We start from the raw sequence: 25,468 nt of genomic DNA on the forward strand, positions 1-25,468 counted from the left end.
GCCCGGCAGCATCATGCCGCCCATGAGCTCGATTCTCGCCTTCATCCTCGCCGCCTTCGCCGAGATCGCCGGCTGCTTCGCCTTCTGGGCCTGGCTGCGGCTCGACCGCAGCGTCTGGTGGACGCTGCCGGGCACGACCAGCCTGATCCTCTTCGCCCTGGCCCTGACCCGGGTCGACGCCGCCTTCGCCGGCCGGGCCTACGCCGCCTATGGCGGCATCTACATCGCCGCCTCGCTGTTCTGGCTCTGGGCGGTGGAGGGCAGCCGGCCGGACCGCTTCGACCTGCTCGGCGCGGCCTTGTGCCTGGGCGGGGCGGGCGTGATCCTGTTCGGGCGCCGGCTCGCCGCGTGACCGCCCCGCTTCCGCCACGATGGCATCGGCATGCTGCGCCGACATGATGCGGACCGGGGGGTTCATGCCATCGCTCTACGACATCAAGCCGCGGTTCCAGGCACTGCTGCGGCCGGCCGCTGCCCGGCTGGCGGAACGGGGCATCGGCGCCAACGCCGTGACCCTGACGGCGGCCGGCCTGTCGGTCCTGCTGGGCCTCGTGGTCGCCGCCACCGGCCGGCCCTGGCTGCTGCTGCTGTACCCGCCCTTCCTGCTGCTGCGCATGGCGCTGAACGCCGTCGACGGCATGCTCGCGCGCGAGTTCTTCCAACCCACGCCGCTCGGCGCCCTCTTGAACGAGGTCGGCGACATGGTGTCGGACGCGGCCCTCTACCTGCCGCTGGCACTGCTGCTGCCGGCCCCGCCCTGGCTGGTGGTGCTGATCGTGCTGCTGGCGATGATCGGCGAGGCCGCCGGCATCGCCGCGCGCACCATCGGCGCCGGGCGGCGCTATGACGGGCCCTTCGGCAAGTCCGACCGGGCGCTGGCCTTCTCCATCCTCGCCGTCGCCGCCTTCTTCCAGATGCTGGCCCCGCCGCTGTGGATGCCGCTGGTGCTGGCGACGCTGCTGCTGCTCTCGATCCTCACCATCATGAACCGCATCCGCGCGGCGCTGGCGGAGATCGGGGCATGACCATCGACTTGACCGTCAACCCGGCCGTCGCCTGGGCGCTCGGCGCCCTCATTGCCGTGCTGCTGGTGGCCGAGGCCGCCGTCCTGTTCCTGCGCCGCAGCCAGCCGCAGCGCGACTGGACCGAGCTGAAGCTGCGCATCCGGTCCTGGTGGGTGATCGTCATCGCCGGCGGCGTCGCCCTGGTGCTGAACCCGATCGCGGTGCTGGTGGTGCTGGCCGTGGTCAGCTACCTGGCGCTGAAGGAGTATCTGTCGGTGGTGCCGACGCGGCGGGCGGACCGGGCGGTGCTGCTGATCGCCTATCTGGCCATCCCGACGCAATGGTGGTGGATCGCCGAGGAGCAGTACGGCTTCTTCATCATCTGGGTGCCGGTCTACCTGTTCATGGTGGTGCCGGCGATGATGGTGCTGCGCGGCGAGGTCACCGGCTTCCTGCGCGCGCTGGGCACGCTGCATTGGGGCCTGATGCTGTGCGTCTTCGCCATCGGCCATGTCGCCTATCTGTTCGTGCTGCCGGAGGAGGGCCAAGCCGGGCCGGGCGGCGCCGGGCTTCTGCTGCTGCTGCTGATCCTGACCCAGGGCAACGACGTGGCGCAGTATGTCTGGGGCCGGATCTTCGGCCGGCACAAGATCGCGCCTTCGGTCAGCCCGAACAAGACGGTGGAGGGCTTCGCCGGCGGCCTCGTCACCACCACGGTGATCGCCGGGCTGATCGGGCCGCTGCTGGCGCCGCTGTCGCTGCACATAGCCTTGGCGGCCGGCGCGCTGATGGCGGTCAGCGGCTTCTTCGGCGACCTGACGGTCTCCGCGGTCAAGCGCGACATCGGCATCAAGGACACCGGCACGCTGATCCCCGGCCATGGCGGCGTCCTGGACCGGATCGACAGCCTGATCTTCGCCGCGCCGCTGTTCTTCCACTTCATGCGGTACTTCTATTACTCATGAACGACCACCAGCCTTCGTCTCAACACCGTCATGGCGAGGCGCGCAGCGCCGTGGCCATCCAGGGGCCGGTGCGAGCTGCCCTGGATGGCCACGCCCCCCATTTGGACTCTGGGGCGGGGCTCGCCATGACGGGATCTGGCGTTTGTGCTGTGGCGTAGGCCCGGCCATGTGGCGGCTGCTGTTCCACTGGCTTGTGACCAAGCCCCTGATGCTGCTGTTCGTGGGGCTGCATGTGCGCAACCCCGAGCGGCTGCCGATGACCGGCCCTGCGATCATCGTCGCCAACCACAACAGCCATGCCGACACGGTGGCCCTGACCTCGTTGTTCCCGAGCCGGATCCTGCACAAGGTGCGGCCGGTGGCGGCGGCCGATTATTTCCTGCGCAGCCGGGCGATGGCCTGGTTCTCGCTGAACTGCATGGGCATACTGCCCTTCGACCGCCATGCGCGGGAGCGCGGCGAGGACCCGCTGACCGGCTGCGTCGAGGCGCTGGACCAGGGCTGCATCCTGATCCTGTTCCCGGAGGGGTCGCGCGGCGAGCCGGAGAAGCTGCAGCGCTTCAAGAAGGGCATCTGCCACCTGGCGCGGCGGCGGCCGCAGGTGCCGATCGTGCCGGTCTATCTGCACGGGCTGGGCAAGGTGCTGCCGCGCGGCGCCTTCCTGCCGGTGCCGTTCTTCTGCGACGCCTTTGTCGGCCCGCCGCTGGCCGACCGGCCGGAGGACACCGACGCCTTTGTCGAGGCGCTGGAAGGGGCGATGGCCAAGCTGATCGAGGGCACGAGGTTCCCGGAATGGGATTGACCCTCCTCGCCTTCCTCTGGGGCGTGGCCGAGGCCAGCCTGTTCTTCGTCGTGCCGGACGTGCCGGTGTCGCTGATCGCCCTGGCCCGCGGCTGGCAGGCGGGGCTGCGCGCCGCCGTCGCCGCCGCGGCCGGGGCGGCGGTGGGCGGCGCCGCGCTGGCGGTCTTCGCCACCTATGCGCCGGAGACCGCGCTGGCCATGGTCGAGGCGGTGCCCGCGATCTCGCCCGCCATGATCGAGCGGCTGCAGGGGTTGATGGCCGGCGCCGGATCCGCCGCCGGCCTCGCCGGCGTGCTGATCCTGGCCAGCCTGACCGGCGTCCCCTTCAAGATCGCCGCGGCCAGCGCGCCGGCCCTGGGCATCCCGGCCTGGGAGCTGGCGCTGCTGACGCCGCTGGTGCGGCTGCCGCGTTTCGTCGCACTGGCTGCGGCCGGAGCGGCTCTGCACGCGCTGACGCCCGCCCTGCCCCGCCGGATTCAGCCGGTCCGGGTGCGGCTGTTGCTGGCGGCGCTGGGCTGGTCTGCATTCTACGGGGGCTACTGGTCCAAGGTCGGGGGCTGACGCCGCGCCCCCGCCGCCCTATCTGTGGGACAACACATCTGACATAATGCAGACGGCAGCCGCGGGACCCGGCTCAGCCGGCCCCACTGGAGAGAGTCATGGACCTGTCGCGCACCGAAGGCCGCGCGAAGAGCGCCGCAGCGGTTTCGAAGACCCCGTCCGACCTGCAGTCGCTGCTGACCGTCGGCGGCATCTCCCTGGCCGGGCTGGGCGCCAGCCTGCTGGCCCTGTTCGGCCCCTCGGGCAGCGACCTCTCCGTCGCCCTCACCATCGTCACCGTGGCCGGCGGCCTGGCCGTGGTCGGCGCCGGCTTCGCGATCGCGGCATTCGTCGCCCGGCGGTAGGCCGGTATGGCCGGCTGTCCAATGACTTGAACCGTCATGGCGAGGCGCGGAGCGCCGTGGCCATCCACGGGGCCGGTGCCGCTGGATGGCCACGCCCCTGCGGGGCTCGCCATGACGGTTGTCGTTTCTGCCGCCGCCGGCCTCAGCCCGCGCGGCGTGCCGGGCCGTCCGGCAGAATCCCCCGTTGGAACATCACGCCGAGGCGCAGGCTCTCGGCGATCTTCTCCGCCCGTTCGATGAAGCGCGCCGCCGCCCGCGGCGGGCAGACCTCGCGCGCCGTGGCGCGGAACAGCTCCAGCCAATGGGCGAAATGCTCCGGCCGCAGCGCGTCGACCGCGGCATGAGCCTGCATCGGCCGCCCCTGGTAGCGGGCGCTGCGCAGCATCACCGACGACCAGAAATCGCACATCTTGGCGAGGTGCGGGCCCCAATCGGCGCCGATCACGCCGGCGAAGATGGATCCGAGCACCGCGTCCTCGCGCACGCGGCCGTAGAAGGCGTGGACCAGGGTCCTGATCATCGCCTCGTCGATCGGCTCGATGGGGTCGGCGTCCGTCATATCCATGCGGATATATGGCCTGGCTGCGGTGCGCAACACCAGAGACGGATCGCCGCGGTCGAAGGGTCACCCCAGGTCGTCATTGCGAGGAGGCGAAGCCGACGAAGCAATCCAGGGGACGGAACGAATGGCCCTGGATTGCTTCGCTACGCTCGCAATGACGGAGATGGAGTCGAAGAACGCCCCCGGGGCAGCCCTCAGCGCTGCAGCGGCCTTTCGCTGTCCAGGCTGGCCATGCCATGCGCCGGATAGCGGTCGCCGGCGGCGGCGCCCTTGGGCACGGCCTGCTCGATCCGGGCCAGGTCGTCCGGCGTCAGCACGACGTCGAGCGCGCCGAGCGCCTCGGCCAGCTGGTCGCGGCGGCGGGAGCCGACCAGCGGTACGATGTCCCGGCCCTGCGCCGCCACCCAGGCGATGGCGATCTGGGCGACGGTCACGCCCTTCGCCTCGGCGATCGCCCGCAGCGCCCCGACCAAGGCAAGGTTCCTCTCGACATTGCCTTCCTGGAAGCGCGGGCTGTGGCTGCGGAAGTCCCCGGCGTCCGTGGCGCCCTTGCGCCAGTGGCCGCTGATCAGGCCCCGCGACAGCACGCCATAGGCGGTGATGCCGATGCCGAGCTCGCGGCAGGTCGCCAGGATGCCGTCCTCGATGCCGCGCGAGACCAGCGAGTATTCGATCTGCAGGTCGACGATCGGGTGCACCGCGGCGGCCCGGCGGATCGTCTCCGGTCCCACCTCGGACAGGCCGATGTGGCGGACATGGCCGGCCTGCACCATCTCGGCGATGGCGCCGACCGTGTCCTCGATCGGCACCGCCGGGTCGAGACGGGCCGGGCGGTAGATGTCGATGTGGTCGACGCCGAGCCGCTGCAGCGAATAGGCCAGGAAGTTCTTCACCGCCGCCGGCCGGGCGTCGAAGCCGGTCCAGCCGGCGGCCGGGTCGCGCAAGCCCCCGAACTTGACGCTGAGGACGGCGGCGTCGCGCTTCGAACTCGCCCGCAGCGCCTCGCCGATCAGCATCTCGTTATGGCCCGAGCCGTAGAAGTCGCCGGTGTCGATCAGGGTGATGCCGGCGTCGAGCGCGGCGTGCAGGGTGGCGATGCTCTCGGCCCGGTCGGCCGGGCCGTACACGCCGTGGGACATGCCCATGGCGCCGAGACCGAGGGCCGAGACCTGCGGGCCGGTGGCCCCGAGCGGGTGGTACTGCATGGTGGGCTCCGATGCGGAGGAAGGGTTTCGACGGGGAATATGAGGGGGAGCGGTTCGTGCGATAATCCGGCCAGTGGCGAACAAGCCGTACGGAAATCCGAACGATGAGCAGCCCCGACCTGTCCGATCTCGACGCCTTCGTGGCCGTCGCCCGCGCGCGCAGCTTCCGCGGTGCCGCGGCGCTGCGCGGCGTCTCCGCCTCCTCACTCAGCGACGCGCTGCGGCGGCTGGAGGCGCGGCTGGGCGTGCGCCTCTTGAACCGCACCACCCGCAGCGTCACGCCGACCGAGGCCGGGGAGCGGCTGCTGGAACGGCTGGCGCCGGCGCTGGGCGAGATCGCCGGCGCGCTCGACGCCGTGCACAGCCTTCGCGACAGCCCGACCGGCACGCTGCGGCTGAACGTGCCGGTGATCGTCGGCCGTCATGTGCTGCCGCCGATCGCGGCCCGGTTCCTGGCGGCGCATCCCGGCATCCGGCTGGAGGTGACGGCGGAGGACAGCTTCGTCGACGTGCTGGCCGGGGGCTTCGACGCCGGCATCCGCTACGAGGAGCGGGTGGAGCGCGACATGATCGCCGTGCCGATCGGCCCCCGGATCCAGCGTTTCGTGATCGCCGCCGCCCCGTCCTACCTTACCGCGCGCGGGCGGCCGCGCCACCCGAAGGACCTGCTGGACCACGCCTGCATCCGCCACCGCTTCGCCAGCGGCCGGATCGCCGGCTGGGAGTTCGAGCGCGACGGCCAGGTCATCCGGATCAGCCCCGACGGGCCCCTGGTCGCCAATGCGCTCGAGATGGAGGTGGCGGCCGCGCTCGCGGGGCTGGGGGTGATCAGCTCCTTCGAGGAGGTGCTGCGGCCGCATCTCGACAGCGGCGCGCTGGCGCCGGTGATGGAGGAGTGGTGGCAGAGCTTCTCCGGCCCCTACCTCTACTACCCCAGCCGCACCCACATGCCGGCGCCGCTGCGGGCGTTCGTCGACTTCATCAAGGCGGAACGGGGGTGACCCCCAAGAGGGCCGTCATTGCGAGGAGGCGAAGCCGACGAAGCAATCCAGGGGCCAGTTCGAGCCGCCCTGGATTGCTTCGCTGCGCTCGCAATGACGGAAAACAACGCTCACACCAAGCCGCGCCGGATCTCCGCATGCGCCGCGGGATAGCCCGGCGACACGACCTCCAGCCGGCTGGCGACCAGCGCGTGCAGCCGCGGCAGGGCGTGGAACGGCACGCCGGGCGCCAGATGGTGCTCGGTGTGGTAGCTGGCGTTCCAGAACAGGCTGCGCAGCACCAGCCCGGCCAGGGTCGTCCGGGTGTTGGCCCAGCGGTCGTCGCTGCGGACGCAGCCGGAGTGCTCGGCCAGCAGCACCCAGCGCAGCAGCGGCTGCGCCATCATCACCGGCCCGACCCAGAGCAGCAGGGCCAGGGCGCTGCCGGCGGCGAGGCTGACGGCCAGCACCGCCGCATAGAGCGGCAGGTAGATCCGCGCCTCGGCCATCACCCGCGGGCGGTCGGCCGCCGGAATCCAGGGCGAGCGGTCCCGGCCCGCCGCGGTGCGCAGCAGCCCGACAGCCTGGCTCCACCAATAGGGCAGGCCGGTGAGGATCAGGAGATAGCGCCGGCGGGTCAGCGGCGGGGCGCCGATCAGCTCCGGGTCGCGCTCGGGATCCTGGGTATGGCGGTGATGCGCCAGGTGGAACAGCCGGAAGCCTTCCGGCGGCAGCACCAGCAGGAAGCCGGCAACCCAGCCGACCAAGCGGTTCAGCCAGGGCGACCGGAACGGCGTGCGGTGCGTGGTCTCGTGCAGCGGGCTGAACAGGGCGATCTCGGCGGCGCCGAGCAGCGCCATGGCCGGCCACACCCAGAGGCTGCCTTGCGCCGCCAGCACCAGGGCGACGCCGGCCGCGATCAGCGCGAGATGCCGGGCCAGCGCCCGCAGGCCCTGCACGTCGGACCGCCGGGACAGCGCCTTCAGCGCCGCCGGCGGCAATGCCCTGGTCTCGGCCATGCCCTATCCTCGCGCCGAGCGGCGGACGGGATCAAGGGGAGTGGTGTCCGACCACGACAAAAGGCTTTAAATCAATAGTTTCCAATTTGAACTGTCATGCCCGGGCTTGACCCGGGCATCCAGAGAGCGTCGACACCTTCTGGATTGCCGGGTCAAGCCCGGCAATGACAGTAGAATTGGAGTTCAACTTCTCAGCTAGCCTTTCCGAACTCCGGATGCCGAAAGCAGCCCACAATATGGTCGTTCACCAGCCCGGCCGACTGCATCAGCGAATAGCAGACGGTGGAGCCGACGAAGACGAAGCCGCGGCGCTTCATGTCGCGGCTCATGCGGTCGGAGACCGCGCTGGTCGCCGGCATCTCGGCCGGGCTGCGCCAGCGGTTGACCTGCGGCCGGCCGTCGACGAAGGACCAGAGGTAGCGGCCGAAGCCGCCCTCGGATTCGATCACCGCGAGCGCCGCCCGGGCGTTGGTGCGCACCGCGTTCAGCTTGGCCCGGTTGCGGATCAGCCCGGCATCGGCCAGCAGCGCCTCGATCTCCGCATCCGTCATCGCCGCCACCCGGACGATGTCGAAGCCGTGGAAGGCGCGGCGGTAGTTCCCCCGCCGTTCCAGCACCAGGCGCCAGGACAGGCCGGCCTGGGTGCCCTGCAGGCTGAGATTCTCAAACAGGGCGCGGTCGTCGCGCTCGGGCGAGCCCCAGTCCTCGTCGTGATAGGCCAGCATCGCCGGTCCGCCATGGGCCCAGGCGCAGCGCGGCAGGGTCGGGTCGGTCATGCGCCGGGACGGACCGGGAAACTGTCGGGGTAGCCGAACAGGCCGGGGGCGCCGCCGGTGTGCAGGAACACCACCACGTCGTCGGGCCGGTAGCGGCCGGAGCGGATGCCGGCGATCAGCCCGGCCATCGCCTTGCCGGTGTAGACCGGGTCGAGCAGCAGCCCTTCCTGCGCCGCGACCAGCCGCACCGCCTCGATCATCCCCGGCGTCGGCAGGCCGTAGCCGTCGCCGACCACGCCGTCCTCCAGCACCAGATCCTCCGGCGACAGCGGCGCCGGGATGCCGAGGAGGTCGGCCCCGGCCTGCAGCAGCCCGGCGACCTTCGGCCGCTGCTCCCCGGACGTCCGGCTGATGCAATAGCCGACCGCCGGCGCCGCGCTGCCGCCGAGGGCGAGGCCGAGCGCGAGCCCGGCCTGGGTGCCGCCGCTGCCGCTGGCCAGCGCGACATGGGTGAAGGCCACGCCCTGCTGCCGCGCCTGCCCGATCAGCTCGCGCGCCGCGTCGACATAGCCCATCAGACCGAGCGCGTTGGAGCCGCCGATCGGGACGACATAGGGCCTGCGCCCTTCCGCCCGGCAGCGCTCGGCCACGCGCGCCATCTCGGCATCGGCGTCGGCGGTGCCGGGCAGCAGCTCGATCCGGGCGCCGAACAGCCCGTCGAGCAGCAGGTTGCCGTTGGCGTGATAGGCCGGGTCGCGCCCGGGCACGGCATCGGTCAGCACCAGGATGCAGTGGAGGCCGAGCCGGGCCGCGGCGGCCGCGGTCTGGCGGGCGTGGTTCGATTGCGGCCCGCCGGCGGTGACGATGGTGTCCGCCCCCTGGGCCAGCGCCTCGCCGAGCAGGAATTCCAGCTTCCGCGCCTTGTTGCCGCCGAGGGCCAGGCCGGTGCAGTCGTCGCGCTTGACCCAGAGCTGCGGGCCGCCCAGCGCCTCGGTCAGCCGCGGCAGCGGCTCCAAGGGCGTCGGCGCGTGCTGCAGGCGGATGCGCGGCAACTGGTCGAGCGATGGCATCGGCAGTCCGTCCCCGAGGCGCGGCCATGGCGACCGCCCCGGCTGCATATCACGCCGGGGCGGCCGGTGCGAACCGGGCTCAGGCGGCGTGCGCCTCCGCATGGCCGAGCTGGCGCTGCAGCAGGGTGCGGTAGACGCCGGGGCGGGCGGCCAGGGCGGCCGGGGTGCCCTGGTCGATGACGCGGCCCGCCTCCATCACCACGATCCGGTCGAAGCGCTGCAGCGTCGACAGGCGGTGGGCGATCGCGATCACGGTGCGGCCGCGCATCAGGTCGTCCAACGCCTCCTGCACCGCCCGCTCGGATTCGCTGTCGAGGGCCGAGGTCGCCTCGTCCAGCAGCAGCACCGGCGCGTTCTTGAGGAAGGCGCGGGCGATGGCGATGCGCTGCCGCTGGCCGCCCGAGAGCTTGACGCCGCGGTCGCCGACCACGGTGTCGAAGCCTTCCGGCAGCGCCTCGATGAACTCGCGGCAATGGGCGGCCTCGGCCGCGGCCAGCACCTCGGCGTCGGTCGCGTCCGGACGGCCGTAGCGGATGTTCTCGCGCACGCTGCGGTGGAACAGCGAAATGTCCTGCGGCACCACGCCGATGATCTGGCGCAGGCTCTCCTGGGTCAGGTCGCGGATGTCGCGCCCGGCGACCAGGATGCGGCCCGCCCCGATGTCGTAGAAGCGCTGCACCAGCGTCAGCACCGTCGACTTGCCGGCGCCGGACAGCCCGACCAGGCCGACCCGCTGCCCGGGCTCGATCCTGAGGTCGAAGCCGTCGAGGATCGGCGGCCGCTTGGGATAGGCGAAGCGGACGCCCTCGAAGGCGATCGGCACGCCGCCCCCGTGCTGCGGCGCCGGCAGCGGCTCGGCATGCGGCGCGTCGGGCAGGTCGTGCGGCACCAGGAGGGTCGAGATCGCTTCGGCCAGCCGGGCGATGTGCTGGGTCAGGTCGACCAGCGCCACCGCGAGATCGCGGGTGCCGTGCAGGATGGCGAAGCCGAGCGAGCAGACCAGCACGATGTCGCCGGGTGTCGCCCGCCCCCACTGCCACAGCAGCAGCGCCCAGCCGAGCAGGGCAGCGGTCAGGACGGCGGTGATCGCCGCATGGATCAGCCGCAGCCGCTCCATGTAGCGCAGGCTGCGCTGGCGGGCGGCCAGCTCGACCCCGATGCGGTCGGCGAGCCGCGCCTGCTCCCGGAACGTGGCGCCGAACAGGCGCACCAGCCCCATATTGCCGATCACATCGACCAGCTCGCCGTCGACCTTCGCGGCCTCGGTGGCGTAGTCGCGGTGGATCGGGCCGCCGCGCTTGGCCAGGCGGTAGATGAAGATCGAGAGCGCCACCGAGGCCGCGACCAGCACCGCGGCCATGGCCGGGTCGACCGTGGCCAGGACGCAGATCGAGCCGACCAGGGAGAGAGCGGGCGGCAGCACGTTCCAGGAGAACATGCTCTCGGTGGTGAAGATGGCGTTCGAGGTGGCGGAGACGCGGCCCGCCACCATGCCCGGCAGCCGGTCCGCGAAATAGCTCGGAGCGTGGCCGGTCAGGTGCCGGAACAGGTCGCGCCGGACGGCGCCGGTGACCGCGACGAAGGCGCGGCTGGCCACCCAGCCGCCGACGCGCCACAGCATGTTGTCGGCCAGGATCAGGCCGACCAGCAGACCATAGGCCAGCCAGATCATCCCGGAATTGCCGAGGGCCAGCACGTCGACCAGGTGCTTGATCGCGTATTGCGACCCGATCGCGCAGGCCACGGCGGCGACCACCGAGGCGATCACCACCGCATGCGGCGCGGCTTCCTGCCGCACATAGTGCAGGATGAAGCCGATCGGCCGGTTCCGGAAGCCTTCCAGATGGCGCGTCTGCGTGGACGCCGTCATGTCCATCAGATCCTCTGCGTTGTCTCTGACCGCAGCGGCGGGCGCATTCTCCCCTCCGCGCGAGTCCTGCCCTAGCAAGGTGGCAAGATGACAGCGCTGTTGCACTGCACCTCGATTGTGGACATCCGACAGAACATTATCGGATCGGAGTCGGAACCTTTTCCCTTCCCGATTGTCTGTGCAGATCGAGTGCCCGTTGTCCCGGATGCTCCAGAAGAGCAGCACGGCAATGCTGCGCCGCAGCACCGCCGCTGATGTCAGACAAACCCCTAGCTGCGGAGGGAGTTCCATCTTAATGCGAATCGCGCAGGTCGCCCCGCTGTTCGAAGCGGTTCCGCCGAAGCTCTACGGCGGCACCGAACGCGTCGTGTCCTTCCTGACGGAAGAGCTCGTCGCCCTCGGTCACGACGTCACGCTGTTCGCCAGCGGCGATTCGGTGACCTCCGCCCGTCTCGAGGCCTCCTGGCCGCGCGCCATGCGGCTCGACGCCTCGGTGCGCGACTGGATCGCGCCGCACATGCACATGCTGGAGCAGGTCTATCGGCGGTCGGACGAGTTCGACGTCGTCCACTGCCATTTCGACTATTTCCCGTTCTCGCTGTTCAGCCGCGGCGACACCCCGTTCGTGACGACGCTCCATGGCCGGCTCGACCTGCCGGAGCTCCACCCGATCTACGAAACGTTCCAGCACGTCCCGATCGTGTCGATCTCGGACGCCCAGCGCCGGCCGATGCCGAAGGCCGGCTGGATCGCCACGGTCCATCACGGCCTGCCGGCGCAGTTGCTGTCGCCGGTGCCGGCCGAGCGCGGCTATCTCGCCTTCCTCGGCCGCATCGCGCCGGAGAAGCGGGTCGACCGGGCGATCGAGATCGCGGCGAGGAGCGGCCTGCCGCTGAAGATCGCGGCCAAGGTCGACAAGGCCGACCAGGAGTATTTCGACGCCGAGATCAAGCCGCTGCTGGCCAGGAGCCCCCATGTCGACTTCATCGGCGAGATCGACGATTCGCAGAAGTCGGGCTTCCTGAGCGGCGCCATCGGCCTCCTGGTGCCGATCGACTGGCCGGAGCCGTTCGGGCTGGTGATGATCGAGGCGATGGCCTGCGGCACGCCGGTCGTGGCCTACAACCGCGGCTCCGTCCCCGAGGTCGTCGACGAGGGCGTCACCGGCTTCATCGTCGAGGACGAGATCGGCGCGGTGGCGGCGGTGCAGCGCCTGCCGGAGCTGTCGAACGCCCGCATCCGCGAGGTCTTCGACCAGCGCTTCACCGCGCGCCGCATGGCCCAGGACTATCTCGCGATCTACGAGGGGCTGCTGCAGCCCGCCGCGGCGCCCCACCCGGCCGTGCTGCGCGCCGTCGCGAACTGACGGGCGACGCCCGGCCGGCCCGCCCTCACCCCGGCGGGCGGGTCGAGCCGCGGATCACCAGCTCCGTCGGCAGCAGGTGCCGCCCGGCCGGCGGCGCGGCGCCGTCGGCCACGGCGTCGAGCAGCAGCCGCGCGGCGGTGGCGCCCTTGTCGAACAGCGGCTGGCGGATCGTGGTCAGCGCCGGCCGCACCAGCGCCGCGCGCGGAATGTCGTCGAAGCCGGCGACCGAGACATCCTCCGGCACCCTCAGGCCCAGTGAGCGCGCCGCCTCGATCGCGCCGATCGCCAGCCGATCGCTCATCGCCAGGATCACGGTCGGCCGCGGGTCCCGCCGCAGCAGCGTGAGCGCGGCGTCGCGGCCATGCGTCTCGCTGGAGGCCGGCCGCTCCTCGACCGGCACCGAGGCCGGGTCGATGCCGGCGGCGGCGATCGCCTCGATATAGCCGTCCAGCCGGTCGGCGCTGGTGCGGAAGGTCATCTTCGCCCGGCGGGCGGCGTCGAGCGGCCCGACATAGCCGTCGACCGCGGATTCCAGCGAGATGATCGCGAAGCGGCGATGGCCGAGGCCCAGCACGTGCTGCGCCATCCGCAGGGCGGCGCCGCGGTCGTCGATGCCGACGAAGGGCACGCCGCCCGGCACCTGGTTGTCGATCGCGACCACCGGCAGGCCGCGCCGCAGCAGCGGCGTCCAGGCCTCCGCCCCGTTCAGGAAGCCGTAGACCAGGAAGCCGTCGACCGCGGCCCGGTAGATCGCGCTGCGGCTGGCCGGGCTCTTCACCGCCGGCAGGATCAGGAGGCCCGAGCGGGCCTTCTCGCAGGCGCTGGCGACGCCGCGCAGCATGCCGACCGCCGCCGGGTCGTCGAAGGCGAAGGGCAGGGTCTCGTGGAACAAGAGGCCGATCGCCTCCGCCCGGCCGGTGCGCAGCATCCGCGCCGCCGGGTTGGGGCCGTGCACCCCCATCGCCCGGGCGGTCGCCATGATCCGCTCGCGCAGCTCGGCCGACAGCTGGTCCGGCCGGTTGAAGGCGTTCGAGACGGTGGTGCGCGAAACGCCGACCGCCGCCGCGATGTCCAGCAGCGTGCCCCGCCGCTTCTCCGATCCGTCGCTCATGGACGCAGACTAGCGGACTCCCTCTTGATCGATCAAGAAAGCCTCGCTACCGTACCAACTGAATGCATTCAGACGATCGCGCGGCTGGCGAATCGCGGCTCGGGATGCAGGGGGACATGCGGAGGGGACGAATGCGCGAATGGTGGCGCGGCGCGGTGATGTACCAGATCTATCCGCGCAGCTTCCTGGACACCAATGGCGACGGCATCGGCGATCTGGCCGGCATCACCGCCAAGCTCGACTACATCGCCGATCTCGGCGTCGACGGGATCTGGATCTCGCCCTTCTTCAAGTCGCCGATGAAGGATTTCGGCTACGACGTGTCGGATTACCGCGACGTCGACCCGATGTTCGGCACGCTCCAGGATTTCGACCGGCTGGTCGAGAAGGCGCACGCCCTCGGCCTGAAGGTCATCATCGACCAAGTGATCAGCCACACCTCCGACCAGCACCCCTGGTTCGCCGAGAGCAGGAGCAGCCGCGACAACCCCAAGGCCGACTGGTTCATCTGGGCCAATCCGAAGCCGGACGGCAACCCGCCGAACAACTGGCTGTCGATCTTCGGCGGCTCGGCCTGGCAGTGGGACACCCGCCGGCGCCAGTACTACATGCACAACTTCCTGGTGCAGCAGCCCGACCTGAACCTGCACAATCCCGAGGTGCAGGAGGCCGTGCTGTCGGTGCTGGAGTTCTGGCTGCAGCGCGGCGCCGACGGCTTCCGCCTGGACACCGCGAATTTCTACATGCACGACCGGCTGCTGCGCGACAATCCGGGCAAGCCGGCGGACCGGACCTTGTCCGGGGACGAGCGGCTGGACAACCCCTATTACATGCAGTTCCACCAATACGACAAATCGCAGCCGGAGAACATGCTGTTCCTGCGCCGGATGCGCGCGCTGATGAACCGCTATCCGGACAAGATGGCGGTGGCCGAGATCGGCGACGACGACCCGATCGGCCGGACCGCGGAATACGTCCAGGCCGACCTCCTGCACACCGCCTATAATTTCAGCCTGCTGAACGACAATTTCAGCGCGGCCCACATCGCGGCGTCGCTGACCGCCTTCGAGCAGGCGACGACGGACGGCTGGCCGTCCTGGGCCTTCTCCAACCACGACGTCCGGCGCGTGCTGTCGCGCTGGGGCGGGCCCGAGGCCGACCCGCGGCTGGCGCGCCTGCTGATCGCACTCCTGACCTCGCTGCGCGGCACCGCCTTCCTGTATCAGGGCGAGGAGCTGGGTCTGCCCGAGGCGGAGGTGCCCTATGAGAGGCTGCAGGACCCCTACGGCATCACCTTCTGGCCGGAGTTCAAGGGCCGCGACGGCTGCCGCACCCCGATGCCCTGGGAGGCCGAGACGCCGCAGGCCGGCTTCTCCTCCGCCGAGCCCTGGCTGCCGATCCCGGACGCGCATCGCCGCCTGGCCGTGAGCGCGCAGGCGCACGACCCCGACTCCACCCTGGCCTTCACCCGCCAGTTCCTGCGCTGGCGCCGCACCCGCCCGGCCTTCGCCACCGGGTCGCTGCGCTTCCTCGACACCGCCGACGGCGTGCTGGCCTTCGAGCGGAGGCTGGAGGACGAGCGCATCCTCTGCGTGTTCAACCTGACCGGCGAGACCCGGATCTGGACAGCGCCGCCGGCCGAGATCGCGCCGACCGACGCGCCGGGGCTGGGCGCCAGGCTGGACAACGGCCGGGTGGCGCTGCCGCCCTATGCCGCCTTCTTCGGCGCCCTGGCGGCCGAGGCGGCGCAGCCGGAACGAAGCGCGGCCTGACCGCGTTCGGTTCAAGAATAATTTCGTTTCGACTCGCCAGGGCCGGCCTGGCGAGTCACCCTTTGCCCCAAGACGAGCGCGGGGGACCGCCGGTCTTCCCGCTGCCACAAGCAGAAGGAGGAGACATGTCGAGGAGCGCCATCCTTCCCCTCGCCTTCGCCCTGGCCCTGGCCGGCGGCGCCGCCCAGGCGGCGGGGGTCAAGGTCACCATCTCCTGCGGCTCGGCCGGCGCCGAACAGCCTCAGTGCCAGCAGGGCGCCAAGGCCTGGGCGGAGAAGACCGGCAACACGGTCGAGGTCGTCGCCGCCCCGCAATCGACCTCCGACCAGCTCGCCCTCTATCAGCAGATCCTCAACGCCCAGTCCGGCGACATCGACGTCTTCCAGATCGACATCATCTGGCCCGCCATCATCGGCAGCCACTTCATCGATCTGAAGCCCTATGTCGACCAGGCCACGATCGACCAGCACTTCCCCAGCATCATCCAGGGGCTGACCCGCAACGGCCAGCTGCTGGCCATGCCCTGGTTCACCGATGCCGGCCTGCTGTACTACCGCCAGGACCTGCTGGACAAATACAAGCTCAAGGTGCCCGAGACCTGGGCCGAGCTGACCGAAGCCGCCAAGACCATTCAGGAGGGCGAGCGCCAGGCCGGCAACGACCGCTTCTTCGGCCTCGTCTTCCAGGGCCGCGCCTATGAGGGCCTGACCTGCAACGCGCTGGAATGGATCGTCGGCTTCGGCGGCGGCACCATCGTCGGCCAGGACGGCAAGATCACCGTCAACAATCCCCAGGCGGCCAAGGCGCTGGACACCGCGGCCTCCTGGATCGGCACCATCGCCCCCGACGGCGTGCTGAACTACATGGAGGAGGACGCCCGCGGCGTGTTCCAGTCCGGCAACGCCGCCTTCATGCGCAACTGGCCCTACGCCTATTCGCTGGTCAACTCCGCCGACAGCCCGGTCAAGGGCAAGATCGCCACCGCCCCGCTGCCGAAGGGCGACGGCGAGGGCGCCCGCCACGCGGCGACGCTCGGCGGCTGGAACCTGGCCGTGTCGAAATACTCGGCCCATCCGAAGGAGGCCGCCGACCTCGTCCTCTACCTGACCGGCAAGGAGGAGCAGAAGCGCCGCGCCATCGACGCCACCTTCCAGACCACGATCCCGGCGCTGTACGAGGACCCGGACGTGCTGAAGGCCCAGCCCTTCTTCGCCCAGCTGAAGGGCGCCTTCGAGAGCGCGGTCGCGCGCCCCTCGGCGATCACCGGAGAGCGCTACAACGAGGTCTCGACCCTGTTCTGGAACGCGGTCCACAACACCCTGTCGAAGCAGGGCGACGGCGCCGCCAACCTGGCGCAGCTGCAGAAGGACCTGAACCGGCTGAGCCGCGGCGGCCGCTGGTGACGGCGCGGGCCGGCGGGTGCCGCCCGCCGGTCCCTCCCGCACGTCGATGAAACCGGGGAGGACCCCATGACCGTCGCCACCTCGACCACCGTCCACGCCGCCCGTGCCGCGTCCAACGCCTCGGCGCTCAGCCGGCAGCGCATCCGCGCCGCCTGGATGTTCCTGGTCCCGATGCTGCTGGTGCTGGCGCTGGTCGCCGGCTGGCCGCTGGTGCGGACCGTCGCCCTCAGCTTCACCAACGCGACGCTGAAGGCCGACCGGCCGACCCATCTGGTCGGTTTCGACAACTACCTGTTCTACGGCCCGAACCGCGCCGACTGGGACGAGTCCCTGGGCGGCTACTACGTCTTCTACGACCCGACCGGCGCCAACCTGGTGTGGAAGCCGGAGGAGGGCCGGTTCTGGGACATCGACCAGAACAAGCCGGTGGACTACGACGTCGACACCAGCGGCATCTTCTCCTGGCAGGGGCTGCTGGTCGACCCGGTGTGGTGGCGGTCGGTCTGGAACACGGTGCTGTTCACCGTGGTGTCGGTCTCGATCGAGACCATCCTCGGCCTCGTCATCGCGATGACGCTGAACGCCCATCTGCCGGGGCGCGGCCTGCTGCGGGCCGCGGTGCTGATCCCCTGGGCCATCCCCACCATCGTTTCGGCCAAGATGTGGGGCTGGATGCTGAACGACCAGTACGGCGTCATCAACGAGGTGCTGCTGTCGCTCGGCGTGATCTCCAGCCGCATCGCCTGGACCGCCGACCCCGCCCTCTCCATGGCCTCGGTGATCGCGGTCGACGTGTGGAAGACCACGCCTTTCATGACCCTGCTGATCCTGGCCGCGCTGCAGATGCTGCCAAGCGAGGTGTACGAGGCGGCGAAGGTCGACGGCGTCAAGCCGTGGCGGGTCTTCACCCGCATCACCCTGCCGCTGATCTGGCCGGCGCTGATGGTGGCGATCCTGTTCCGGGCGCTGGATTCGCTGCGCGTCTTCGACCTGATCTACGTGCTGACCTCCAACAGCATCAACACCATGAGCATGTCGGTCTTCGCCCGCCAGCAGAGCATCGATTTCGGCAATGTCGGCTTCGGCTCCGCCGCCTCGACCCTGCTGTTCGTCATCATCGCCGTGATCGCCGCCCTGTGGATGGTGGCGGGCCGCGTGCGCTTCGACAAGTAGGAGGCGACGATGAGCAGAGCCACCCGACGCAGCATCGGCCGCACCTTCTTCTATCTCCTGGTCGTGGCGATCATCGTCTACACGGTCTTCCCCTTCTACTGGGCGGTCGTGTCGTCGCTGAAGAGCGGCCAGCAGCTGTTCGGCACGGCGCTGCTGCCGCCCACCCCGACCCTCGACAACTACGCCAGCGTGTTTCTCGAGCAGCCGTTCCTGACCAACATCGTCAACTCGCTGATCGTCGCCGGGTCGACGGTGCTGATCTGCCTGGCCCTGTCGGTCAGCGCCGCCTATGCGCTGGGCCGGGTGCGGTTCCGCGGCCGCGGCACCATCCTGATGCTGACGCTCGCCGTGTCGATGTTCCCGCAGGTGGCGGTGCTGACCGGCCTGTTCGAGCTGGTGCGCTGGGCCGGGCTGTACAACCAGCTCGGCTCGCTGATCCTCAGCTACATGATCTTCACCCTGCCCTTCTCGGTCTGGGTGCTGACCACCTTCATGCGCGAGCTGCCGCGCGAGCTGGAGGAGGCGGCGATCGTCGACGGCGCCAAGCCCTGGCAGATCCTGGTGCGGGTGTTCCTGCCGCTGCTGGGCCCGGCGCTGGTGACCACCGGCCTCCTGGCCTTCATCGCCGCCTGGAACGAGTTCCTGTTCGCCCTGACCTTCACCCTGACCAACGAGGTGCGGACCGTGCCGGTGGCGATCGCCCTGATCTCCGGCGCCACCCAGTTCGACATCCCCTGGGGCAACATCATGGCGGCGTCGGTGGTGGTGACCGTGCCGCTGATCGTGCTGGTGCTGATCTTCCAGCGCCGCATCGTCTCCGGCCTGACCGCCGGCGCGGTCAAGGGCTGAGAGGACCGGACAGAAAAGCCCCGGCGCCCAGGAGGCGGCGCCGGGGGTGCGATACGCAAGTCGGTTTGGAAGCTAGGATCCTAAGCTTCGCTCTTGCCTCATAAAAGGATAATCGTCCTCAACTCCGAGACGATCCGGCGCGGGACGCCGGTCATTCCACCAGAGCTTCCTTGGCATGGGCCGCGGCGCCGCCGCGCAGCGGCCGTTCCTCCATCAGCAGCAGCCAGAGGAAGCCGAGGGCGAGGCCTATCGCGGCCGCCAGGAACAGCCAGTGGAAGGCCCCGACCAGCCCGTCGCGCATCGCCGGGGTCAGCGCGCCGAGATTTTCCGGCGACCGGCCGCCGCCGCCGATGGCACCGAGCACGATGGCGCCGAAGCCGGCGACGACGATGGCGCTGCCGAGCGAGCGGAAGAAGTTCATGCAGCCCGTCGCGGTGCCGAGCTGGTGCATCGCCACCGCGTTCTGGATCGAGATGGTGGTGACCGGCAGCACCGTGCCGAGGCCGAGGCCGACGACGCCGAGCAGCACCTCGACCAGCCACAACGGCAGGCCGGACGGGTCCAAAGCGAGCCCCACCAGCGCCGCCGCGGCGAGGACCAGCCCGATCAGCGGCGTGCGCTTGTAGTGGCGGATCTTCGCCATGAAGCGGCCGGCGATGTTGGCGCCGGTCACGGTGCCCGCCATCAGCGGCATCAGCGCCAGGCCAGAGTTGCTGGCCGAGAGGCCGACCACGCCCTCGAGATAGACCGGGACGTAGATCGACAGACCGATGAAGGTGCCCATGACGCAGAAGGCGGCGGCGGTGCCGGTGCCGACCACCGGGTTGACCATCACCGCGAGCGGGATCAGCGGCTCGGCCGCGGTCAGGAGCCGGATCGCGAACAGCACCCAGAGGACCACCGAGACGCCGAACAGCCCCAGCACCTCGGCCGAACCCCAGGGATAGCGGACGCCGCCCCAGGTCAGCGCCAGCATCGCCGCCACGGTGGCGCCGACCATCAGCACCGCGCCGAGCACGTCGAGCCTATGCCGGCGCTCGTGCCGCGGCAGGCGGCGCAGCGCATCCCAGACCATCCAGAAGGCGCCGAGGCCGAGCGGCAGGTTGATCCAGAAGATCATCGACCAGTGCAGGTGGTCTGCGAAGATGCCGCCCAGCACCGGCCCGACGACGCTGGAGGTGACGAAGACGCTGGCGATGTAGCCCTGGTAGCGCCCGCGCTCCTTCGGCGAGACCACGTCGGCGATGATGGTCTGGGCCAGCGAGATCAGCCCGCCGCCGCCCAGGCCCTGCAGCGCCCGGGCCAGGATCAGCGCCAGCATGGTCGGGGCCAGCGCGCAGGCGACCGAGCCGATGATGAAGACGCTGATGCTGACCAGCAGCGTGACCCGCCGGCCGTGGATGTCGCTGAACTTGCCGTAGAGCGGGGTCACCGCGGTGGCGGCCAGGAGATAGGCGCTGACCACCCAGGACAGGTGCTCGACGTCGCCGAGATCCTGCCCGATGGTCGGCAGCGCCGTCGCCACGATGGTCTGGTCGAGCGCCGCCAGCAGCATCGCCAGCATGATCCCGACGATGATCGAACGGACGGCGGCATGGTCGAGCGGCGCCGGCGCGGCGGCCGCCTGACTGGGTACGGACATGGTGCGACGTTCCGAATGCGAGGATCGGCGGCGGCGAAGCGCCCCGCATCCTTAACCTTCGCCCGCGGGACTCGCCGGACAAGAGCGCTGTCGGCAGTGCTGCCATCGTCGCCCGGCATGGGCGGGCCGCGGCATTCCATCCCGGCGATCCCCGTTCCCCGGACGCCGCACTTGGTCTAGGGTGCGGCCATGATCGACCAGACCGAGACCCGGGCCGAGGCGGCGGCCGAGACCAGGGCCGACAAGACGCCGTTCCTGCGCCTGGCGCTCGAGGCCGGGCCGCTGCTGCTGTTCTTCATCGCCAACCAGACGGCCGGCATCATGCCTGCGACGGCCGTGTTCATGGTCGCGACCGTGGTGGCGGTGGTGCTGTCGATCCGGCTGGAGCGGCGCTGGCCGATCATGCCGATGGTCGGCTGCGTCTTCGTGCTGATCTTCGGCGGGCTGACGCTGTGGTTGGCGGACGACCTGTTCATCAAGCTGAAGCCGACGGTGGTGAACCTGCTGTTCGCGGCGATCCTGTTCACCGGCCTCGCCACCGGCCGCAACTTCCTGAAGCTGATGATGGGCACGGTGTTCGAGCTGACCGACGAGGGCTGGCGCATCCTGACCTGGCGCTGGGCGGTGTTCTTCGTCGTGCTGGCGGTGATCAACGAGATCGTCTGGCGCAGCTTCTCGACCGAGTTCTGGGCCGGCTTCAAGCTGTTCGGCATCCTGCCGCTGACGCTGGCTTTCGCCATGGCGCAGATGCCGGTGCTGCTGCGGCACCAGGTCAAGCCGGTGGATTGAGCCATGCGGCCGGCCGATCCCCTGCACCATGTCGAGCACTGGGTGTTCGACCTCGACAACACGCTGTACCCCGCCCGCACCAACCTGTTCGCCCAGATCGACCAGCGCATGGGCGAATACATCCGGTCGCATTACGACCTGCCGGAGGATGAGGCCAAGGCGCTGCAGAAGCGCCTGTTCCGGGAATACGGCACCACGCTGCGCGGTCTGATGAACGAGCGCGCGGTCGAGCCCGGCCCGTTCCTCGAATATGTCCACGACATCGACATCTCGGCGATCGGGCCCAGCCCGACCCTGGCGGCGGCGCTGGCCGACCTGCCGGGCCGCAAGATCGTGTTCACCAACGGCTCGGTCCGCCATGCCGAGCGGGTGCTGACCCGGCTCGGCGTGGCGTCGCAGTTCGACGGCATCTTCGACATCGTCGCCGCCGGCTACGTACCGAAGCCCGACCCCGGCCCCTACCGCACGATGCTGGACCGCTACGGCCTGGCGCCGGAGGCGACGGTGATGGTCGAGGACATGGCCCGCAACCTGCTGCCGGCCCATCAGCTCGGCATGACCACGGTCTGGGTGCGCACGCCGTCGGACTGGGGCCAGCCGCAGCCCGGCGACGGCCATATCGACATTGCCGTCGACGACGCCGCCGAATGGCTGGCCGCGGTGGCGGCGGCCCGGCGGGCGGTCTGACGCCCTACCCGCAGGGCTTGAAGCTGCCGGGCGGCTGGCGGGTCCAGGTGTCGGTGCGGCCGAGCAGGCTGATGCCGACATAGCCGCGCAGGTCCAGCGTGGCCGGCCCGGTCAGCCTCATCTCGGCGTCGTAGGTGTTGCCGCTCTTCGGGTCGTAGATCGTGCCGTCCTCCCACTCCGTGTCGGAGACCTGGGTGAAGCTGTACAGCATGACCAGCTTGCACAGCGGCCGGCCGCGCTTGCTCTCGTCCGGGTTGTTCATATCGGTGGCCGGGGCGTCCGGCGGCAGGCCGGCGATGAGGCCGCAGATGCCGTTGGTGCAGTCAGTGATCTCGATCACCGAGCGGCCGTCCCCGGTGCGCCAGAAGCCCTTGATCCCGCCGGCGGCGGAGGCGGCCGGGGCGGCCAGAGCCACGGCCAGGCCGAGGAGAAGGGCGGCGCTGCGGATGATCATGGGCACTCCCGTTTCGGTCTTGTTGCTTCTCCTTTGAGGATGCGGCCGGGCCGGACTCCTGTCCATCGTCCCGATTTGCACCGCGCCGAGGGTGACAACTTTGAAATTATTCCAGCTTTTGCCTGGGTTTGCCCTCCGCTATGGTCCAGCATCGGCCAGAGGGAGCCGCCGGCACCGGAGCCGGACCAGGAGATGTGAGAGATGAGCGCGCCGCGGACACTGTTCGACAAGATCTGGGACAGCCATGTCGTCCACCGTCAGGATGACGGGACGTGCATCCTCTACATCGACCGCCACCTTGTGCACGAGGTGACGAGCCCGCAGGCCTTCGAGGGGCTGCGCATGGCCGGGCGCAAGGTGCGCCAGCCGCAGGCCACCCTGGCGGTGCCGGACCACAACGTGCCGACCTCGGACCGCAGCAAGGGCATCGCCGACGAGGAGAGCCGGATCCAGGTCGAGACGCTGGAGAAGAACGCCGCCGATTTCGGCGTGCCGATCTTCACCATGAACGATATCCGCCAGGGCGTGGTCCACATCATCGGGCCGGAGCAGGGCTTCACCCTGCCGGGCACCACCATCGTCTGCGGCGACAGCCACACCTCGACCCATGGCGCCTTCGGCGCGCTGGCCTTCGGCATCGGCACCAGCGAGGTCGAGCACGTTCTGGCCACCCAGACGCTGCTGCAGAAGCCGGCCAAGAACATGCGCATCACGGTCGAGGGCGACCTGCCGCTCGGCGTGACCGCGAAGGACATGATCCTGGCGATCATCGGCACCATCGGCACCGCCGGCGGCACCGGCCATGTCATCGAGTACGCCGGCGACGCCATCCGCGCCTTGTCGATGGAAGGCCGGATGACGGTCTGCAACATGTCGATCGAGGCCGGTGCGCGTGCCGGGCTGATCGCGCCGGACGAGACCACCTTCGCCTATCTCAAGGGCCGGCCGATGGCGCCGAAGGGCGAGGCCTGGGACCAGGCGGTAGAATACTGGCGCACCCTGCCATCGGACGAGGGCGCCCGCTACGATCGCGAGATCGTGCTGAAGGCCAGGGACATCGCGCCGATGGTCACCTGGGGCACCAGCCCGGAGGACGTGGCGCCGATCACCGGCGTGGTGCCGGACCCGGACGCCGCGCCGGACGCCAACAAGGCCAGCGCCTGGCGCCGCAGCCTGGACTATATGGGGCTGAAGCCCGGCCAGCGGCTGAGCGAGGTGCCGGTCGACAAGGTCTTCATCGGCTCCTGCACCAATGGCCGGATCGAGGACCTGCGCGCCGCCGCCGCCGTCGCCCGCGGCCGGCGCGTGGCCGACAAGGTCTACGCCATGATCGTCCCGGGCTCCGGCCTGGTGAAGGAGCAGGCCGAGGCCGAGGGGCTGGACCGGGTGTTCAAGGAGGCCGGCTTCGACTGGCGCGAGCCCGGCTGCTCGATGTGCCTCGCCATGAACGCCGACAAGCTGTCGCCGGGCGAGCGCTGCGCCTCGACCTCGAACCGCAACTTCGAGGGCCGTCAGGGCCGTGGCGGCCGCACCCATCTGGTCAGCCCGGCCATGGCCGCAGCGGCGGCGATCGCCGGCCACCTGACCGACGTCCGCGAGCTGAACTGACCGCGTAGGTTGGGTTCGCCCTTGGGCGAACCCAACATCTGCTTCATCAATATCCAGCTGTGCGCGTTGGGTTCGCGTCGCGAACCCAACCTACGCCGTCGCTCGCCCTCGCCCGGAGCCCCCGCCATGTCCGCACCGGCCGATGCCGCGCGCAAGTTCGACCCGGCCCGCGCCGGTGAATACGAGGTGCAGAGCCGCATCGCCCTGGCCGGCTACGACGCCTGCCACGAGCTGTCGGCCTGCATGCTGGCGGCGGCGCTGGGTTCCGGCGGCACGGCCGAGATCCTGGTCGCCGGTGCCGGCGGTGGGGCGCGGGAGATCGTCACCGCCGGGACCCTGGAGCCGGGCTGGCGCTTCGTCGCGGTCGATCCGTCGCAGCCGATGCTGGACCTCGCCGTCGCCCGGCTGGGCGAGGCCGGCCTGCTGGAACGGACGGAGATCCGCCTCGGCACCGTCGACGACCTGCCGGCGGAGCGGCGCTTCGATGCGGCGACGCTGATCGGCGTGCTGCACCACCTGCCCGGCGACGAGGCCAAGCGCGCCATTCTGGGATCGATCGCGGCCCGGCTGAAGCCGGGGGCGCCGCTGATCCTGGCCGGCAACCGCTTCGCCTATGCCAGCCGGCCGCTGCTGCTGACGGCCTGGGGCGAACGCTGGCGGATGCACGGCGCCGGGCCGGAGGAGGTGCAGGCCAAGCTGGGCAGGATCCTGCAGGGCGCCGACCCGCCGGCCTCCGAGGAGGCCGTGGCCGAGCTTCTGGCCGAGACCGGCTTCGGGCCGCCGACCGGCTTCTTCTCCAGCCTGTTCTGGGCGGCCTGGCTGGTCCGGCGGGTATGATCGCCGCCGCACCGTGTGCTTGCGGATGGCCTCTAAGCGTGGCCGGCTTCGCTCGACAGCATCATAGGGTCGATGCCGAGCTTGGCGATCGCCCGCTCCCACTTCACCGACAGATCCTCGCCGAACAGGATGTCCGGATCGCAGGGGACGGTGAGCCAACCATTGGCCTGGATCTCGGCGTCGAGCTGGCCCGCGCTCCACCCGGCATAGCCGAGCGCCAGCAGATGCTGCCGGGGCCCCTCGCCATTGGCGATCGCCTGCAGCACCTCGAGCGTCGAGGTCACGGCGACCTGGCCGACCACCACCGTCTTCTCCGCCCGGTAGTCGGTGGTATGCAGCACGAAGCCGCGGCCCGATTCGACCGGCCCGCCGAACTGGACCCGGGTGCTGCCCAGCAGCTCGCCATGCGGGATGCCGAGCTGGTCGAGCAGGGTCGGGAAATCGATGGTCGACAGCGGCTTGTTGACCACGAGTCCCATCGCCCCCTGCTCGTTATGGGCGCAGAGATAGATTACCGTCCGGGCGAAGGGCGGCGCGACCAAGGTCGGCATCGCGATCAGGAGCTGCCCCGCGAGGTAGCTTCCGCCCGCCGACACGCCTTCGCCCGAGGAGGATTTCGCCCGACTCATCCCGACCACTGCTCCGTCTTCCGCTCCAGCCGCGACACTAGGCTAACTCGC

26 protein-coding genes are annotated in these 25,468 nt (G+C 70.4%); 16 read left to right on the top strand and 10 right to left on the bottom strand.

All coding sequences use genetic code 11. The features are described from left to right. Nucleotides 1–22: 22 nt before the first annotated feature. The 6 genes from G537_RS0104205 (at nucleotide 23) to G537_RS0104230 (ending at nucleotide 3,675) form a co-directional block, all read left to right on the top strand. Nucleotides 23–352, top strand: a complete 330-nt coding sequence (locus tag G537_RS0104205) for a YnfA family protein (RefSeq protein ID WP_026869023.1) — start codon at nucleotides 23–25, stop codon at nucleotides 350–352. 64 nt (nucleotides 353–416) lie between these two features. After that, on the top strand, nucleotides 417–1,025 hold the full coding sequence (locus tag G537_RS0104210) for a CDP-alcohol phosphatidyltransferase family protein (protein WP_026869024.1): 609 nt from the start codon (nucleotides 417–419) through the stop codon (nucleotides 1,023–1,025). Beyond that, nucleotides 1,022–1,969, top strand: coding sequence for a phosphatidate cytidylyltransferase (locus tag G537_RS0104215; RefSeq protein ID WP_051247865.1), 948 nt, complete (start codon nucleotides 1,022–1,024; stop codon nucleotides 1,967–1,969). The genes G537_RS0104210 and G537_RS0104215 overlap by 4 nt, the downstream gene beginning before the upstream one ends. Before the next feature lie 166 nt (nucleotides 1,970–2,135). Next, the gene (locus G537_RS36430) at nucleotides 2,136–2,771 is read left to right on the top strand and encodes a lysophospholipid acyltransferase family protein (protein WP_034850628.1); all 636 of its coding nucleotides are present in this window, start codon (nucleotides 2,136–2,138) and stop codon (nucleotides 2,769–2,771) included. Continuing rightward, nucleotides 2,762–3,331, top strand: a complete 570-nt coding sequence (locus G537_RS0104225) for a hypothetical protein (RefSeq protein WP_026869026.1) — start codon at nucleotides 2,762–2,764, stop codon at nucleotides 3,329–3,331. Before G537_RS36430 ends, G537_RS0104225 begins: the two co-directional genes overlap by 10 nt. 98 nt (nucleotides 3,332–3,429) lie before the next feature. Then, entirely contained in the window at nucleotides 3,430–3,675 is a 246-nt protein-coding gene (locus G537_RS0104230; RefSeq protein ID WP_026869027.1) for a hypothetical protein, read from the top strand. A 142-nt stretch (nucleotides 3,676–3,817) separates the two neighbouring features. On the opposite strand, the gene G537_RS0104235 is transcribed toward G537_RS0104230, so the two are convergent. Together G537_RS0104235 and G537_RS0104240 are read right to left on the bottom strand one after the other, a co-directional pair. Continuing rightward, nucleotides 3,818–4,240, bottom strand: a complete 423-nt coding sequence (locus G537_RS0104235; protein ID WP_026869028.1) for a group III truncated hemoglobin — start codon at nucleotides 4,238–4,240, stop codon at nucleotides 3,818–3,820. Nucleotides 4,241–4,431: 191 nt separating this feature from the next. After that, entirely contained in the window at nucleotides 4,432–5,442 is a 1,011-nt protein-coding gene (locus G537_RS0104240) for an aldo/keto reductase (RefSeq protein ID WP_026869029.1), read from the bottom strand. Nucleotides 5,443–5,546: 104 nt separating this feature from the next. Between G537_RS0104240 and G537_RS0104245 the strand changes: the two genes are divergently transcribed. Next, a complete protein-coding gene (locus G537_RS0104245) occupies nucleotides 5,547–6,443 on the top strand; it encodes a LysR family transcriptional regulator (protein ID WP_026869030.1) in 897 nt (298 codons plus the stop codon). Between the two features lie 110 nt (nucleotides 6,444–6,553). On the opposite strand, the gene G537_RS0104250 is transcribed toward G537_RS0104245, so the two are convergent. The 4 genes from G537_RS0104250 to G537_RS0104265 form a co-directional block, all read right to left on the bottom strand. After that, nucleotides 6,554–7,441 carry a fatty acid desaturase gene (locus G537_RS0104250; RefSeq protein WP_051247869.1) on the bottom strand — a complete coding sequence of 296 codons (888 nt, stop codon included), beginning with the start codon at nucleotides 7,439–7,441 and terminating at the stop codon, nucleotides 6,554–6,556. Between the two features lie 191 nt (nucleotides 7,442–7,632). Further along, nucleotides 7,633–8,217, bottom strand: a complete 585-nt coding sequence (locus tag G537_RS0104255) for a DNA-3-methyladenine glycosylase I (protein WP_026869032.1) — start codon at nucleotides 8,215–8,217, stop codon at nucleotides 7,633–7,635. Continuing rightward, a complete protein-coding gene (locus G537_RS0104260; RefSeq protein ID WP_034850629.1) occupies nucleotides 8,214–9,227 on the bottom strand; it encodes a D-cysteine desulfhydrase family protein in 1,014 nt (337 codons plus the stop codon). The genes G537_RS0104255 and G537_RS0104260 overlap by 4 nt, the downstream gene beginning before the upstream one ends. 79 nt (nucleotides 9,228–9,306) lie before the next feature. After that, a complete protein-coding gene (locus G537_RS0104265; RefSeq protein WP_245578917.1) occupies nucleotides 9,307–11,097 on the bottom strand; it encodes an ABC transporter ATP-binding protein in 1,791 nt (596 codons plus the stop codon). A 295-nt stretch (nucleotides 11,098–11,392) separates the two neighbouring features. Here G537_RS0104265 and G537_RS0104270 point away from each other — a divergent pair, with 295 nt between their 5' ends. Next, complete coding sequence (locus tag G537_RS0104270) at nucleotides 11,393–12,463, top strand: glycosyltransferase family 4 protein (RefSeq protein ID WP_026869035.1); 1,071 nt, start codon at nucleotides 11,393–11,395, stop codon at nucleotides 12,461–12,463. Between the two features lie 25 nt (nucleotides 12,464–12,488). On the opposite strand, the gene G537_RS0104275 is transcribed toward G537_RS0104270, so the two are convergent. Then, nucleotides 12,489–13,574, bottom strand: coding sequence for a LacI family DNA-binding transcriptional regulator (locus G537_RS0104275; protein WP_026869036.1), 1,086 nt, complete (start codon nucleotides 13,572–13,574; stop codon nucleotides 12,489–12,491). Between the two features lie 131 nt (nucleotides 13,575–13,705). On the opposite strand from G537_RS0104275, the gene G537_RS36435 reads away from it, so the two are divergent. The 4 genes from G537_RS36435 (at nucleotide 13,706) to G537_RS0104295 (ending at nucleotide 18,771) form a co-directional block, all read left to right on the top strand. Next, a complete protein-coding gene (locus G537_RS36435; protein WP_051247872.1) occupies nucleotides 13,706–15,346 on the top strand; it encodes an alpha-glucosidase family protein in 1,641 nt (546 codons plus the stop codon). Nucleotides 15,347–15,471: 125 nt separating this feature from the next. Further along, entirely contained in the window at nucleotides 15,472–16,749 is a 1,278-nt protein-coding gene (locus G537_RS0104285; RefSeq protein WP_026869037.1) for an ABC transporter substrate-binding protein, read from the top strand. A gap of 66 nt (nucleotides 16,750–16,815) precedes the next feature. Then, nucleotides 16,816–17,922, top strand: a complete 1,107-nt coding sequence (locus G537_RS0104290) for a carbohydrate ABC transporter permease (protein WP_026869038.1) — start codon at nucleotides 16,816–16,818, stop codon at nucleotides 17,920–17,922. 9 nt (nucleotides 17,923–17,931) lie between these two features. After that, complete coding sequence (locus G537_RS0104295) at nucleotides 17,932–18,771, top strand: carbohydrate ABC transporter permease (protein ID WP_026869039.1); 840 nt, start codon at nucleotides 17,932–17,934, stop codon at nucleotides 18,769–18,771. A 151-nt stretch (nucleotides 18,772–18,922) separates the two neighbouring features. Here G537_RS0104295 and G537_RS0104300 read toward each other — a convergent pair whose 3' ends face one another. Further along, nucleotides 18,923–20,413 carry an MDR family MFS transporter gene (locus G537_RS0104300; protein ID WP_026869040.1) on the bottom strand — a complete coding sequence of 497 codons (1,491 nt, stop codon included), beginning with the start codon at nucleotides 20,411–20,413 and terminating at the stop codon, nucleotides 18,923–18,925. A 189-nt stretch (nucleotides 20,414–20,602) separates the two neighbouring features. Between G537_RS0104300 and G537_RS36440 the strand changes: the two genes are divergently transcribed. Both G537_RS36440 and G537_RS0104310 read left to right on the top strand, forming a co-directional pair. Then, on the top strand, nucleotides 20,603–21,202 hold the full coding sequence (locus G537_RS36440) for a septation protein A (protein WP_034850631.1): 600 nt from the start codon (nucleotides 20,603–20,605) through the stop codon (nucleotides 21,200–21,202). A gap of 3 nt (nucleotides 21,203–21,205) precedes the next feature. Beyond that, a complete protein-coding gene (locus G537_RS0104310; protein ID WP_026869041.1) occupies nucleotides 21,206–21,889 on the top strand; it encodes a pyrimidine 5'-nucleotidase in 684 nt (227 codons plus the stop codon). A gap of 4 nt (nucleotides 21,890–21,893) precedes the next feature. Here G537_RS0104310 and G537_RS0104315 read toward each other — a convergent pair whose 3' ends face one another. Further along, on the bottom strand, nucleotides 21,894–22,343 hold the full coding sequence (locus G537_RS0104315; protein ID WP_026869042.1) for a DUF2147 domain-containing protein: 450 nt from the start codon (nucleotides 22,341–22,343) through the stop codon (nucleotides 21,894–21,896). A 201-nt stretch (nucleotides 22,344–22,544) separates the two neighbouring features. Here G537_RS0104315 and leuC point away from each other — a divergent pair, with 201 nt between their 5' ends. Together leuC and G537_RS0104325 are read left to right on the top strand one after the other, a co-directional pair. After that, entirely contained in the window at nucleotides 22,545–23,951 is a 1,407-nt protein-coding gene (leuC, locus tag G537_RS0104320; protein WP_026869043.1) for a 3-isopropylmalate dehydratase large subunit, read from the top strand. Between the two features lie 126 nt (nucleotides 23,952–24,077). After that, nucleotides 24,078–24,788 carry an SAM-dependent methyltransferase gene (locus G537_RS0104325; RefSeq protein ID WP_026869044.1) on the top strand — a complete coding sequence of 237 codons (711 nt, stop codon included), beginning with the start codon at nucleotides 24,078–24,080 and terminating at the stop codon, nucleotides 24,786–24,788. Nucleotides 24,789–24,820: 32 nt separating this feature from the next. Here G537_RS0104325 and G537_RS0104330 read toward each other — a convergent pair whose 3' ends face one another. After that, on the bottom strand, nucleotides 24,821–25,417 hold the full coding sequence (locus G537_RS0104330; protein ID WP_051247874.1) for a YqgE/AlgH family protein: 597 nt from the start codon (nucleotides 25,415–25,417) through the stop codon (nucleotides 24,821–24,823). Nucleotides 25,418–25,468 lie beyond the last annotated feature (51 nt).

This window comes from Inquilinus limosus DSM 16000, assembly GCF_000423185.1.
Lineage (GTDB): Bacteria > Pseudomonadota > Alphaproteobacteria > DSM-16000 > Inquilinaceae > Inquilinus > Inquilinus limosus.